Raw genomic sequence first — 13,063 nt, 5'->3', positions numbered from 1 at the left:
CGTGCGCAGGTCGCGGGGCTCGAGCGAGCCGCTGCCCGACGGCGCCAGCAGCAGCCCGCTCAGGCGTTGAGCGGGGACTGCCGGACCGTGACGAGCTTGCCGTCCGTGGTGAACGCGACCGTGGAGACGCCGACGTGGTCGGCCAGCTCGCTGCTGCTCAGCTCGCGCAGCGCGCCGGCGGAGTCGGTCAGCTCGGCCGTGCGCAGGTCGTACTCTTCGCCGGTTTCGGTGCGCGTGATGCGGAGCGTGCCGAGCTCGTTCGAGCAGACGGCGTCGAAGAACCGGGCCCGGTGCAGCCGGATCGGCGCGGGCCGCGCGCCGGCGGCGGGCAGCGGGTCGCCGCGCATGCCGACGACCGGGCCGTTGAACAGCAGCCGGCCGCGGGCGCGCAACGGGAGGACGTGCGGCGCGGTCGCCTTGAGCGACGGCGGCAGCCGGTAGGGCTCCTCGGCGACGTCGACGGTGTGCCGTTCTTCCTGCAGGGCGCGGTCGATCGCGGCGCTGACCAGCGCGGTTCCGCGTGCGGGCACGGCCAGGTAGGCCGCCTCCGGGTAGGCGGACGGCGGCGGCAGCTCCGCGGTGGGGAAGGGGGCGGCGATGGTGGTGAACTCGAACCCGGCCCACCGGCGGCGCAGCAGCCGGACGTCCCGGGTGAAGGTGGCGACGCCGAGGCCGAGCGCGACGACCGAGAGCACCACGCCGACGGCGCTCGGCAGGATGGTGACGACGCCGAGCAGCACCCCGAGCCCGGAGGCGGCGAGCGGCCACTCCCGGGCGCCGATGAAGCCGAAGTAGTCCGCCTTCGCCCGGGCGCGGCGCGTCAGTTTTCCCATCGCCGCACTGTTTAGCACGACGCGGGCGGGTTCAGGCCTGCGCGTCGAGGTAGACCCAGTGGCCGTCGTCACGCCGGAAGCGGCTGTTCTCCTCGAGGAAGCCGTCCCGCCCGCGGTGGCGGTAGTGCGCCCGGAACTCGACGGTGCCCTCGGCGTGCAGCAGCCCGCCCCCGGTGCGGCCGAGGATCTCCAGCCGCGTCCACTCCTGGCCGGGGTCGAGCGCGAGGTGCCGCGGGCGGGTGTCCGGGTGCCAGGTGCGCAGCAGGTACCCGGTGTCGCCGACGGCGAAGGCGCTGAAGCGCGAGCGCATCAGCAGTTCGGCGGTCGGCGCGGTGAGCCCGCCGTCGTGGAACCGGCCGCAGCAGGCTGCGTAGGACTCGGCGAGGCCGCACGGGCACGGAGCGGGAGGCACCGGGGAATTCTGCCACGGCGGCCGCCGGCCGGCCGACGGCGCCGTGACCGTCCACACGGGACTAGCCGGCGTTGACCGGCTTCCCGGTCTCCCGCGCCTCCTGGGCACCCCGCACCGCGAGCCGGTCGGCTCGCTCGTTCTCCGGGTGTCCCGCGTGGCCCTTCACCCACAGCCACTCGACCTGGTGGCCGCCGATGGCCGCGTCCAGGCGCTGCCAGAGGTCCGCGTTCTTCACCGGGGCGCGCGCCGCCGTCTGCCAGCCGTTGCTCTTCCAGCGCGGCAGCCACTGCGTGATGCCGTTGCGGACGTACGTGCTGTCCGTGTAGACGCGGACCTGCGACGGCCGGGTCAGGCTCTCCAGCGCCCGGATCGGCGCCGTGAGCTCCATGCGGTTGTTCGTCGTCGGCGTGGCCTCGCCGCCGTACAGCTCGCGCTCGTGCCTGCCGTAGCGCAGCACCGCGCCCCAGCCGCCCGGTCCGGGGTTCCCGCTGCACGCGCCGTCGGTGTAGATCTCCACGTCCACGCGGCGACCCTACCGGTCGCGCCCCTCGCCGAAGGCGGCCACGCCGGGTTACGGTGAGTCTCCGGAGGGGAGCCATGGGCGGGCACGACGAAACCGGTGAGGACGCGCTCCTCACTTACCTCGCCGACGCCGATCGCGAGTACCTGCTCGCCCGCGGCACCCGCCGCCGGTTCCGGGCGAACGACGTCGTGCTCATGGAGGGCGACCCGTCGGACCACGTCCACGTGCTCGTCTCCGGCTGGGTGCGCGTCTCCAAGATCGTGGAAGACGGCCGCGAGGTGCTCTTCGGGCTGCGCGGCCCCGGCGAGGTGCTCGGCGATCTCGCGGCGGTCACCGGGCGGCCGCGGTCGGCGTCGGTGCGCGCGATCGAACCCTGCACCGTTTTCCAGCTCACCGGCGCCGAGTTCGTCGACGTCCTGCACGCCCGGCCGGCGATCGCCGTCGCGACGATCAAGACGGTCGCGGCCCGGCTCCGCAACGCCGAGTCCGCCCGGCTCGACGCGGCCGCCTACGACGTCAGCCGCCGGGTCGCGGCGGTACTGGTCCGGCTGGCCGAGGAGCGCGGCCGGACCGTGCCGGAGGGCGTCGTCGTCGACGCCCTGTCGCAGGAGGACGTCGCCGCGCAGATCGGCGCCGCCCGGCGTACCGTCGCCCGGGCGCTGCGCCTGCTGCGGGAACGCGGGATCGTCGAGACCGGCCGGCGCCGCTTCCTCATCCGCGAGCTCCGCGTGCTGAGCGCCTTCGCCCACTCTGAGCCAAACGGCACACAAGGCCCGTGACAGCGGACATGTGACGTCACGCCCGCCCGGGTGATCCTGGAACCCGGCCGGAAAGAATGCGATGCCATCCGGCCGGACGTCATTTCCGAGCGAGGTCGGGGAGCCCTTGTCGTGAACGTCTACTGCAAGATTCTGACCCTGGTGAAATCGGTCTTCGCCGCGTTCGTGGTCGGCGCCGTCGCGGGTTTCGCGGTGGCCGCCGGAAGCGCGGCGGAACCGGCCGCGCCGACGTTCCACGGCTCCGCGCCGCTCTCCGCCTCGGCCTGGTTGCAGCGATGAGGAGGTGTGTCTGATGGAGAGCCACTCGATCTGGGCCCTGATCTTCGGGGCCGCCTGACCCGCGGTGAGACCCGGCCGGCCGGCTCGCGGGGGGTCGACCGGCCGGGCATTCCCGAATACCGATGTCCGTCATTTGTCAGCTCGCGGAGAACGGAAACTGGTAACGTGGGAAAATCTTGCGCCGCGAAACGAGGGGGTGGCAAAACGGAGGAGCACACCTCACCGTTCGTGCGCGAGCTGAACGAACTGCGCCGCGGCCGCGGTCTCGACGCGGCCGACCTGCACCAGCGGATCGGCCCCTGCCTGCGGGCGGCGTGCGCGATCACCGAGACCGACCAGCCCGCCGCCGCGCGCCAGAAGCTCGTGCTGCGCCTGACCGAGCTGTGCGGGCGGCTGCCGCCGGACCTGAAGCTGGCCGCGCTGGCGGCGTTCGGCCTGCACGAGGAGGCGGCGGGGGAGTTCCTCGACCGGCGGATCTCCTGGCTGGCCAGCGTCCTCGACCGCGACCCGCGCACCGCCCGCCGCCGGATCGACCTGGCGTTCCGCCGGCTCGACGAGCTGCTCGGCGCGCCCGCGCCCCGCCGCGACCTGCACCCGCTGGCCGGCTGGTACGTCGAGTCGATGAAGGCGATGCTCCGGCTGGACCGCGACCCGCCGGAGCTGCAGGAGGAGCGGCGGATCGTCGCGGAGGTCGACGAGCTCGACGAGCTGGTGCTGCCGTTCAGCGTGCCGGCCGAACCGGGCAGCGACCCGGTGCCGGACCTCACCGCGGACGCGTTGTTCGGCGGCGAAATCGTCGAAGCCCGCCAGGTTTCGGCGAGCCACGCCCAGTTCATCATGCGGCTGCCGAGCCCGCTGCGGCTCGGCCAGCGCCACGAGTACGGCATCCGGCTCACGCCGCGGCGCACGCGACTGCGGCCGTACTACGTGCTGACGCCGCTGCGCCGCTGCGAGGAGTTCTCCGTGCGGGTGCGCTTCGACCGTGCCGCGCCGCCGCGGCGGGTGTGGCGGCTCAACGGCGTGCCGGCCAGGGTGATCGACGACGGCATCGACTCGGGCGACGCGCTGACCGTCAACCGGGTGGGTGAGGTCGGCCTCGAGTTCCACGACCTGCACCAGGGCCTGAGCTACGGGCTGCAGTGGTCGTTCGACCCGGCGGCGGGCTGAGCCGTCCGGATGCTGGGACGCGGAATAGCGGCGCGGACCCCGGGTTGGCACTGTCGTAGCCGACGGGAAGGGGCCCGCGATGAGCACGTTCACCCAGGAGTGGCAGGACTGGAAGGCCCGGCGCGAGACCGACCTGGCCGAGCCGCACGGCTGGCTGGCGCTGGTGTCGCTGGACTGGCTGACGGACGCGCCGCGGGAGTACCCGGGCATCCCCGGCCGCTGGTGGCAGGATGCGGACGCCGCGTATGTCGACCCGGCCGGCGCGTCGCTGTCGCACGAGGGCGAGCCGATCACCGGCGTCCGGCGGTTCGAGCTGGTCAACAGCGGCGCGGGCACGCGGGTGCTGGCCGGCGACGTCGAGATCGAGGTGGCCCGCCGGTCGGGGTACCTGATCCGGGTCCACGACCCGAAGGCCGAGGTGCTGCGCGAGTTCCGCGGGGTCCCGGCGTACGAGCCGTCGCCGTCGTGGGTGCTGTCCGGGCGGTTCGAGCCGTTCGATTCGCCCCGGCCGACCACGGTCGGCGCGGTGGTGGAAGGCCTGAGCCACGTCTACACGGCGCCGGGCCTGGTCCACTTCTCCCGCGACGGCGTGGCACACACGCTGACGGCGTTCAACGGCAAGGACGGCGGCTTCAGCATCCTGTTCACCGACGAGACGAGCGGCGTGACGACGTACGCGGCCAACCGGTCGCTGCCGGTCGGGGCGCCTTTACCGGACGGCTCGGTGACGCTGGACTTCAACCGCGCGGTGAACCTGCCGTGCGCGTTCACCGACTTCGCGACGTGCCCGCTGCCGCCGGCGGGCAACCACCTGCCGTTCGCCGTCGAGGCGGGGGAGAAGATCCCGTACGAGCGCGGGTGACTTCCCCGCCCGCCATGCGGTGGGCTCAGTGGGCGACGTCGATGACGACGCGGTTGGGCGCGGTGAGGGTGAAGACCTTCACCGCGGTCCGCGACCGCACCCCGAGCCCGATGGTCAGCTGCCCTTCGAAGTCCCCGGTGACGGCGACGGCCATGACGTTGCGCAGGTTCCACGTCCGGAACTTCCGCGGCCCGGGAAAGGTCGGATTCCCATCGGCATCGTGCGCGGCGGCCGGGCTGGCGAAGACCTCGATGAAGTATTCCCCGGTGAGCCACACGACTTCCCCGCTGGCGTCCGCGAAAAGCTCGTCGACGAGCTGGTGGCGGACGGTCGGCGCGGGCCCCGAGCTCAGATCGAGCACCACCCGGTCGAACCCGCTGTTGAGCCCGGTCCGGATGTTGGTCATGGTGGGAGTGACAGGATCGGCAGCCTGAGCCGGCCCCGCGGCGGCGAGCAACCCGCCGCCAAGCAACAACACGACGGCGGCGAGCACGCGTCTCTTCGGTCTGGACATGGTGGGCCTCCTGGCGGAGCGAACCGGTGGAAGTCCCAGCGCTGGGTTTGCGGGGGACGCCCGGTTCGTCCGGAAAGTTGCCTGGTGAGGCTCAAGCGTTATCCGGCTGCTCCGAATGTGTCGCGGCCGCGTCGTTCGAGAGTCAGCGAGAAGATCGATCCGTCGGCGGTCGCCGAGTAGACCGTGCGCGAATCTGCTTCATCCGGTGTGGGCGACGCACGCAGGCGCGCGGCGAAGGCGCGCTGCGCCTCCATGATCGCCCCGGCGGACCGCTCCGTCAGCGCGTCGTCGACCGACCGGGCGATGCCGTAGCTGACGGTGAGCTGTTCGCGGTCGAAGCCGAAGGTGAAACTGGTGCCCCGCGCCTCTTCGACCGGGGCCGGAAAGGTCAGCCGCTCCCGCGGCCGCCGGACGATCCGGCGTTCCATCACTTCCGGTGCCCACTGCTGCAGGGCGCCGAGGTTGCTGCCGAAGTCGGCGAGCATCGCCCAGGACGCCCGCACGGACGCACTGGCGATCTCGACCGCCGAGGCGTCGGCCCGGTCGGCCTCGAACCGAAAGTTCCGGACACGGTCGATCGTCTCGGCCGTCACCTCGTAGGCGGGTTCTTCCTCGTCGTCCGGGTCGACGGCCAGGTAGGAGGTGTTGTTCTCGGCGGTGATCACCGTGGTCGCCAGGCCGTGGGGCACCCGCCCACCGACCGTGACACCGTCGAGCTGGCCCACAGCCCTGGCCAGCTGGGGTACGGCGTGGCCGGCGTTCTTCGTCCCCTTGCATTCGAGCACCCGCACCAGGTAGCGGGTGCTGTCATCCGGATCGGCGCCGACCAGGAGGTAGTCGGGACGCTGGACACCGATGTGCTGGACCGCCGAGCTCGGCCCGAACACGTAACGCGCATCCAGTGCCACATCGATGTCGACCACGGTCCGCAGGTCGGCCGCGCTGGTCGTTTCGAACCAGCGCTTGGCCAGGGCGGTCCCGAAGGCGATTCCCATCTCTTCCGAAGTCACGCGGCGCTGGTTCCCGGATATGCGGCGGCCGGCTTCGCTCAGCGTGAGGCGGGGGAGCCGGGAGTGGGTGTAGTCGTGCGCGAAGAAGCCCAGATAGCGCAGCAGACCCCACCGCATGTACACGTCGAGCACGTCGTCCTGGTAGCGCGGCCGCGTCACATAGGACAGCCAGTGCAGTGCTTCGAGCGGCCGGAGGGCGATGCCGTCCGCCAAGCCGGCCGTGGGGCGCAAGGTCTTGCCGGGCGCGCTGAACGCCTTTTGCTGCTGCAGCTGACGGATCAGGGCATCGTCACTCCGCCCCGGCAGGTGCACCGGGGTGTCGATGACCTTGAAGGCCCCTTCGAGATCCACCCTCGCCCCTCCTTGGCCCGCGGAGACGGTGGGCTGCGCGAAGGCAGCCCACCCGGTCGCTCACCAGCCGCGCTCGCGCCACTCCGCCAGCTTCGGACGCTCAGCGCCCAGCGTCGAGTCGTCCCCATGACCCGGGTAGAACCACGTCTCGTCCGGCAGCTCGTCGAAAATCCGAGAAGACACGTCGTCCAGCAGCGACGTGAAATCCGACGGCGACGCCGTCTTCCCGACCCCGCCCGGGAACAGCGAGTCGCCGGTGAACAGGTGCGGGTGACCGGCCGGGTCGCGGTACAGCAGCGCGATCGACCCGGGTGTGTGGCCGCGCAGGTGGATCACCGTCAGCGTGACCTCGCCCACCGTCAGCGTGTCGCCGTGCTCGACCAGGAAGTCCGGCGGCACCGGCAGCGGCGGGGCGTCCAAGGGATGGGCCGCCGTGTTCGCTCCGTTCGCTCCCGCCACCGCGCCCAGGGCCTGCCAGTGGTCCTGGTGCTGGTGGGTCGTCACGACCGTCTTCAGCGCCGGCCGGTCCGGGCCGTGGCCGATCAGGTCGGAGATGCGCTCGGGGTCGTTCGCCGCGTCGATGAGGAGGGCCTCGTTCGACGCTCGGCACACCAGGAGGTACGCGTTGTTGTCCATCGGGCCGACGGACAGCTTGGTGATCGTCAGCGCGTCCAGGGTGCGGCGGGTGGCGTCGCCGCCCGGCTCGACGTGCCCGGTGTAGGTGTCCACGATGTTCACCGTGCACACGGTAGTCGTTTCGCTCCAACCGGTTCCACCCGCACAAGCGCGCGCCCGCGGAGACACGTAGGCTCAGCGCGACCCCAGCCCAGCCGACCTCAGGACGATCGTGCCCACCTCCCCGACGCCGCGCCGGATCAGCTGGGACCTTCTCCGGGTCGTCGCCGTTTTCGCCGTCGTCCTCGGGCACGTCACCCACCAGGGTGCGCTGCTGCATCCCGAGCTCACGGGGTACCCCGTGCGGGTGACGGCGCAGTTCGGGGCCGCGATTCTGCTGGTCATCTCCGCCTTCTTCGTGTGCGCGAGCCTCCGCAAGGGCAACCCCGGCCGGTGGCTGTGGAACCGCGTCGCGCGCCTGGTGCCCGCGTACTTCGTCGCCGTCGTGGTGACCTACGTCATCACGCGGTGGGCGGCCATCTCCTTCAGCGGCCTGCCCTACCCGCCCGGCGTCACCGGGTTCCTGTTCGGCGTGCCGCCGGGCCCGCCGGCGAACCCCTCGCCGTGGTACATCCCGACCTGGCTGGACCTGGTCGCCAACCTCGGCATGGTGCAGGAGTGGGGCATCCGCTGGGAGGCCTTCTACTACCTGGACGGCTCCTACTGGACGCTGCCGGTGCAGCTGCTGGCCTTCACCGGCGCCGCCCTGCTGTGGCCGCGGTCGTGGCGCACGCACCGGCTGACCGTCGCCCTGCTGTGGACGCTGATCCTCGTCCCGCTCGCCCTGCGGTTCCTCGTCTTCCCGCCCGGAACGGCGGGCCCGGTCGCCGAGACGTTCTACTACGGCCTCGGCCTGCACCGGATGCACGTCTTCGCCGTCGGCGTCGCGATCTGGCTGTGGGCGCAACGCCGGATCCGCACCTGGCACGCCGCGCTCTTCGTGGCCGCCGCCGTCGCCGCGCAGGACCTGCAGGTCTTCCCGTTCCACGTCGCGCTGCCGCAGGACGCCGAGCGCTGGCCGTCCACGATCGGGTTCGGCGTGCTCCTGCTCCTGGTCTGCCTGGCCGCGCGCGGCCCCGACTGGCGGTTCCCCGGGCTGGCGCGGATCGCCCCGGCCGTCACCTGGCTCGCGGGCATCTCGTATGGTCTTTATCTGGTGCACCAGGAACTGGGTTACGTCCTGGCCCGCGCCCTGCTCGACGCCGGTCTCCCCGGCTGGCTGCGGCTCCCCGCGGTCGCCGGCGCCGCCGTGCTGGCCGGCTGGGCGGTCACCGCGGGGGTCGAACGCCCGGCCCACCGGTGGCTCACCAGACGCCGGAAGCCCGAAGAACCGCAGGTCAAGGACGCGGAACCCGTTTTTGTCGGTGGTGGCTCGTAGCATGGATCGCGGCCACCCGTGTAGCTGAAAACCGGGTGAGCGACCGCAGCTGAAGAAGACATTGAGAGGACCCTGGCGTGGCTGATCGCCTCGTTGTTCGCGGTGCCCGCGAGCACAACCTCCGCGGCGTGGATCTCGACCTGCCCCGCGACAGCCTGATCGTGTTCACCGGCCTGTCCGGGTCCGGGAAGTCGAGCCTCGCCTTCGACACCATCTTCGCCGAAGGGCAGCGCCGCTACGTCGAGTCGCTCTCGGCGTACGCCCGGCAGTTCCTCGGGCAGATGGACAAGCCGGACGTCGACTTCATCGAGGGCCTCTCGCCCGCGGTGTCGATCGACCAGAAGTCGACCTCGCGCAACCCGCGCTCCACCGTGGGCACGATCACCGAGGTCTACGACTACCTGCGCCTGCTCTACGCCCGCGCCGGCAAGGCGCACTGCCCCAAGTGCGGCGAGGCGATCAGCAAGCAGACCCCGCAGCAGATCGTCGACCAGGTGCTCGCGATGGAGGAGGGCACCCGGTTCCAGGTGCTCGCCCCCGTGGTCCGCGGGCGCAAGGGCGAGTACGTCGACCTGTTCGAGAACCTGCAGCAGCAGGGCTACGCGCGCGTGGTCGTCGACGGCACGGTCCACGCGCTCACCGACCCGCCGAAGCTGAAGAAGCAGGAGAAGCACCAGATCGGCGTGGTCATCGACCGGCTCACGGTGAAGGCGGCCTCCCGGCAGCGGCTCACCGACTCGGTCGAGACGGCGCTGCGGCTGGCCGACGGCCTGATCGAGCTCGAGTTCGTCGACCTGCCGGACAACGACCCGCACCGCATCCGCGGCTTCTCCGAGAACCTGGCCTGCCCCAACGGCCACCCGCTGGCCATCGAGGACCTCGAGCCCCGCTCGTTCTCCTTCAACTCGCCCTACGGCGCCTGCCCGGAGTGCACCGGCATCGGCATCCGCAAGGAGGTCGACCCGGAGCTGGTGGTGCCGGACGACGAGCTGTCGCTGGCCGAGGGGGCCATCGCGCCGTGGGCGGGCGGCCAGAGCGCGGACTACTTCGTCCGGCTGCTCGAGTCGCTGTCGGAGACCATCGGCTTCCGGATGGACACCCCGTGGCGGCGGCTGCCCGCGCGCGCCCAGAAGGCCGTGCTGCACGGCGTCGACGAGCAGGTCCACGTCCGCTACAAGAACCGCTACGGCCGCCAGCGCTCGTACTACGCGAACTTCGAGGGCGTCATCCCGTTCCTCGAGCGGCGCCAGGAGCAGACCGAGTCCGAGTACATGCGCGAGCGGTACGAGGGCTACATGCGCGAGGTGCCGTGCCCGGCCTGCCAGGGCACCCGGCTCAAGCCGGAGATCCTCGCCGTCACGCTGGCCCACAAGACCCGCGGCGACATGTCCATCGCCGAGGTCTGCGCGCTGTCCATCGCGGAGGCGTCGCAGTTCCTCGACGAGCTGGAGCTGGGGCAGCGCGAGGCGATGATCGCCGGCGCGGTGCTCAAGGAGATCCAGGCCCGGCTGCGCTTCCTGCTCGACGTCGGCCTCACGTACCTCTCGCTCGACCGCGCGTCCGCCACTCTTTCGGGTGGTGAAGCGCAGCGGATCCGGCTCGCCACGCAGATCGGCTCGGGCCTGGTGGGCGTGCTGTACGTGCTCGACGAGCCGTCGATCGGCCTGCACCAGCGCGACAACCACCGCCTGATCGAGACGCTGACCCGGCTGCGCAACCTCGGCAACACGCTGATCGTCGTGGAGCACGACGAGGACACCATCCGCTCCAGCGACTGGGTGGTCGACATCGGCCCGGGTGCCGGCGAGCACGGCGGTCACATCGTCCACAGTGGACCGTACAAGAAGCTGCTCAAGAGCAAGGAGTCGCTGACCGGGCAGTACCTGTCCGGCCGCCGCAAGATCGAGGTGCCGGCCATCCGGCGGCCGGTCGACAAGAAGCGGCAGCTGACCGTCGTCGGCGCGCGCGAGCACAACCTGCGCGGCCTCGACGTCTCGTTCCCGCTCGGCTGCCTCGTCTCGGTCACCGGCGTGTCCGGCTCGGGCAAGTCGACGCTGGTCAACGACATCCTCGCGACGGTGCTGGCCAACAAGCTCAACGGCGCCCGCCAGGTGCCGGGCCGCCACACCCGGGTCAACGGCCTGAACAACGTCGACAAGCTGGTGCGCGTCGACCAGTCGCCGATCGGCCGCACCCCGCGGTCCAACCCGGCCACCTACACCGGCGTCTGGGACCACGTCCGCAAGCTGTTCGCCGCGACCACCGAGGCGAAGGTCCGCGGCTACCAGCAGGGCCGGTTCTCGTTCAACGTCAAGGGCGGCCGCTGCGAGGCCTGCGCCGGCGACGGCACGATCAAGATCGAGATGAACTTCCTGCCGGACGTCTACGTCCCGTGCGAGGTCTGCAAGGGCGCCCGGTACAACCGGGAGACCCTCGAGGTGCACTACAAGGGCAAGACCGTCTCGGACGTGCTCGACATGCCCATCGAGGAGGCCGCGGAGTTCTTCGAGCCGATCAAGGCCATCCACCGCCACCTGCAGACGCTGGTGGACGTCGGCCTCGGCTACGTCCGGCTCGGCCAGCCCGCGCCGACGCTGTCCGGCGGCGAGGCGCAGCGCGTCAAGCTGGCCAGCGAGCTGCAGAAGCGCTCGACCGGCAAGACGGTGTACATCCTCGACGAGCCGACCACGGGCCTGCACTTCGAGGACATCAACAAGCTGATCGGCGTCATCAACGGCCTGGTAGACAAGGGCAACTCGGTGATCGTGATCGAGCACAACCTCGACGTGATCAAGACCTCCGACTGGATCATCGACATGGGTCCCGAGGGCGGCTCGGGCGGCGGCACGGTGGTCGCCGAGGGCACGCCGGAGCACGTGGCGGGCATCGAGGAGAGCTACACCGGCCAGTTCCTGAAGACGGTCCTCACGGCCGAGTGAGCGGCTACCGCTCCTTCCCGGTGGTCTGGTGGACCACCGGGGAGAGCGGGCCGTAGTACAGCGTCCGGAGCCGGAAGGCCGACCCCGCCTCACCGGGCAGCAGGGAGAGCGCGCAGCTCGTCGCGTTCGGCTCGGTGACCTCGACCGGGTCGTAGTCCGGCGCGCCCGGCCGCCGGATCTCCAGCAGGAACCCGGCTTCGTCCGGCGTGCGGTCGGGCCAGGTGAACGTCACCGTGTCACCCGCGGCCACCACGTGCAGCTCCGTCGAGACCGGACCGGTGAACGGCCGCACCCGGTAGTGGAACGGCGTCTCCGGGATCAGGTCCGGGTGGTGGTAGGTCGTCACGTGCGGGGCCAGGAACCGCAGCGTCGTCCACGGGCCCGCCGGATCGTTGGCGTACTCGACGCGGTGCCCGTTGCCGTCGTCCGGCCAGCTGAGCGCCACGTCGGTGGGCGAGGTCAGGGCCGCCGTGAACGACGGCGGGGGAGCCGCGGAGCAGCCCGCGGCCAGCAGCGCCACCAGGGCGAGGGGTTTGACGGGCACGACGGCCTCCCGGCACGGGCGGAGGCGGCGGTGCGGACGTGATCAGCTTAGGAAGCCGCCCGCACGGCGACAAGATCGTGCCGATCACCGGGACCCACCAATCCGGCGGCGAACCGGCACCGAATGGGCGGGAAACCGGCTGAACCGTTTCGCGATCGCGGCCGTGTCTCCAGGTGTCGAGGTCCACCGGACGGTGGAGCCGCCCTCACCGAGGAGAGAACGTCATGAACCGTATCCGGCAGGTGGTCGTCAGCGCGGCGGCGCTGGCCGCCGTCGCCTCGTTGTCCGCCTGCGGTGACATGGCAGGCGGCGCGCAAGGGCCGCAGCACGGGGAACCGGGGCACAAGATGCTCCAGGTCGCCACGGTCGACGGCGTGGGCGCGGTCGTGACCGACGCCGACGGCAAGACGCTCTACCGGTTCGACAAGGACCTCTCCTCGCCGCCGACGTCCAACTGCGACGGCGAGTGCGCGACCCAGTGGCCGCCGATGCTCGCCGGGGTGGCCACGCCGATGCTCAAGGGCATCCAGGACACCCAGGTCGGCACGACGACCCGCAAGGACGGCAGCAAGCAGATCACGCTCAACGGCTGGCCGCTGTACGAGAGCGCGGCCGACAAGGTCACGGGCGACATGAACGGCCAGGGCGCCAACGGTACCTGGTTCGCCGTCGCCCCCGACGGCAGCAAGATCACCGCGAAGAGCAAGGCCGGCGGCGCCGGGTACTGACTGACGACGGGGTTTTCCGGGCAGAACGAGGAAGGACGGGCAGCCGATGAACACCATGGTCGCGCTGCG

The 13,063-nt window shown here is 71.5% G+C and carries 14 protein-coding genes; 7 read left to right on the top strand and 7 right to left on the bottom strand.

Annotation, left to right across the window (positions count from 1 at the left end):
* Window positions 1-59: 59 nt before the first annotated feature.
* The 3 genes from BLW76_RS50090 to rnhA form a co-directional block, all read right to left on the bottom strand.
* Window positions 60-833 (bottom strand): hypothetical protein, encoded by a 774-nt coding sequence (locus tag BLW76_RS50090; RefSeq protein WP_244170443.1) that lies wholly within the window; start codon window positions 831-833, stop codon window positions 60-62.
* 31 nt (window positions 834-864) lie between these two features.
* On the bottom strand, window positions 865-1,245 hold the full coding sequence (locus tag BLW76_RS33870; RefSeq protein WP_091320199.1) for a YchJ family protein: 381 nt from the start codon (window positions 1,243-1,245) through the stop codon (window positions 865-867).
* A gap of 61 nt (window positions 1,246-1,306) precedes the next feature.
* On the bottom strand, window positions 1,307-1,768 hold the full coding sequence (rnhA, locus tag BLW76_RS33865) for a ribonuclease HI (protein ID WP_091315193.1): 462 nt from the start codon (window positions 1,766-1,768) through the stop codon (window positions 1,307-1,309).
* Between the two features lie 74 nt (window positions 1,769-1,842).
* Between rnhA and BLW76_RS33860 the strand changes: the two genes are divergently transcribed.
* From BLW76_RS33860 to BLW76_RS33850, 4 genes are all read left to right on the top strand, one after another.
* Entirely contained in the window at window positions 1,843-2,547 is a 705-nt protein-coding gene (locus tag BLW76_RS33860; RefSeq protein ID WP_091315191.1) for a Crp/Fnr family transcriptional regulator, read from the top strand.
* Between the two features lie 30 nt (window positions 2,548-2,577).
* Window positions 2,578-2,826 (top strand): hypothetical protein, encoded by a 249-nt coding sequence (locus BLW76_RS48065; protein ID WP_143060733.1) that lies wholly within the window; start codon window positions 2,578-2,580, stop codon window positions 2,824-2,826.
* A 228-nt stretch (window positions 2,827-3,054) separates the two neighbouring features.
* A complete protein-coding gene (locus BLW76_RS33855) occupies window positions 3,055-3,993 on the top strand; it encodes a hypothetical protein (RefSeq protein ID WP_091315189.1) in 939 nt (312 codons plus the stop codon).
* 79 nt (window positions 3,994-4,072) lie between these two features.
* The gene (locus tag BLW76_RS33850; protein WP_091315186.1) at window positions 4,073-4,855 is read left to right on the top strand and encodes a DUF1684 domain-containing protein; all 783 of its coding nucleotides are present in this window, start codon (window positions 4,073-4,075) and stop codon (window positions 4,853-4,855) included.
* Window positions 4,856-4,880: 25 nt separating this feature from the next.
* Here the strand turns inward: BLW76_RS33850 and BLW76_RS33845 are convergent, their stop codons facing one another.
* The 3 genes from BLW76_RS33845 to BLW76_RS33835 form a co-directional block, all read right to left on the bottom strand.
* Window positions 4,881-5,369, bottom strand: a complete 489-nt coding sequence (locus BLW76_RS33845) for an AMIN-like domain-containing (lipo)protein (protein WP_091315184.1) — start codon at window positions 5,367-5,369, stop codon at window positions 4,881-4,883.
* 98 nt (window positions 5,370-5,467) lie between these two features.
* Window positions 5,468-6,730: a hypothetical protein gene (locus tag BLW76_RS33840; protein WP_091315182.1), complete on the bottom strand. Its 1,263-nt coding sequence runs from the start codon at window positions 6,728-6,730 to the stop codon at window positions 5,468-5,470.
* A 60-nt stretch (window positions 6,731-6,790) separates the two neighbouring features.
* Window positions 6,791-7,468 (bottom strand): MBL fold metallo-hydrolase, encoded by a 678-nt coding sequence (locus tag BLW76_RS33835; RefSeq protein WP_091320197.1) that lies wholly within the window; start codon window positions 7,466-7,468, stop codon window positions 6,791-6,793.
* Between the two features lie 109 nt (window positions 7,469-7,577).
* Here BLW76_RS33835 and BLW76_RS33830 point away from each other — a divergent pair, with 109 nt between their 5' ends.
* Both BLW76_RS33830 and uvrA read left to right on the top strand, forming a co-directional pair.
* The gene (locus tag BLW76_RS33830; protein ID WP_091315179.1) at window positions 7,578-8,783 is read left to right on the top strand and encodes an acyltransferase family protein; all 1,206 of its coding nucleotides are present in this window, start codon (window positions 7,578-7,580) and stop codon (window positions 8,781-8,783) included.
* A 77-nt stretch (window positions 8,784-8,860) separates the two neighbouring features.
* Window positions 8,861-11,722 carry an excinuclease ABC subunit UvrA gene (gene uvrA, locus BLW76_RS33825; RefSeq protein WP_091315177.1) on the top strand — a complete coding sequence of 954 codons (2,862 nt, stop codon included), beginning with the start codon at window positions 8,861-8,863 and terminating at the stop codon, window positions 11,720-11,722.
* Between the two features lie 4 nt (window positions 11,723-11,726).
* On the opposite strand, the gene BLW76_RS33820 is transcribed toward uvrA, so the two are convergent.
* Window positions 11,727-12,266 carry a fibronectin type III domain-containing protein gene (locus tag BLW76_RS33820; protein WP_091315175.1) on the bottom strand — a complete coding sequence of 180 codons (540 nt, stop codon included), beginning with the start codon at window positions 12,264-12,266 and terminating at the stop codon, window positions 11,727-11,729.
* 224 nt (window positions 12,267-12,490) lie between these two features.
* On the opposite strand from BLW76_RS33820, the gene BLW76_RS33815 reads away from it, so the two are divergent.
* A complete protein-coding gene (locus BLW76_RS33815) occupies window positions 12,491-12,994 on the top strand; it encodes a hypothetical protein (protein ID WP_091315172.1) in 504 nt (167 codons plus the stop codon).
* The last annotated feature ends 69 nt before the right edge of the window (window positions 12,995-13,063 follow it).

The organism is Amycolatopsis tolypomycina (assembly GCF_900105945.1).
GTDB lineage: Bacteria > Actinomycetota > Actinomycetes > Mycobacteriales > Pseudonocardiaceae > Amycolatopsis > Amycolatopsis tolypomycina.
Note: the sequence above shows the minus strand (reverse complement) of the source record. Positions and strands in the feature narration are given on the sequence as shown.

Bases quoted from the DNA above. Each gene is read 5' to 3' on its own strand.
- BLW76_RS33845 (WP_091315184.1), bottom strand. From the start codon at position 5,369: ATGTCCAGACCGAAGAGACGCGTGCTCGCCGCCGTCGTGTTGTTGCTT.
- BLW76_RS33850 (WP_091315186.1), top strand. From the start codon at position 4,073: ATGAGCACGTTCACCCAGGAGTGGCAGGACTGGAAGGCCCGGCGCGAG.
- BLW76_RS33860 (WP_091315191.1), top strand. From the start codon at position 1,843: ATGGGCGGGCACGACGAAACCGGTGAGGACGCGCTCCTCACTTACCTC.
- BLW76_RS33815 (WP_091315172.1), top strand. From the start codon at position 12,491: ATGAACCGTATCCGGCAGGTGGTCGTCAGCGCGGCGGCGCTGGCCGCC.
- BLW76_RS50090 (WP_244170443.1), bottom strand. From the start codon at position 833: ATGGGAAAACTGACGCGCCGCGCCCGGGCGAAGGCGGACTACTTCGGC.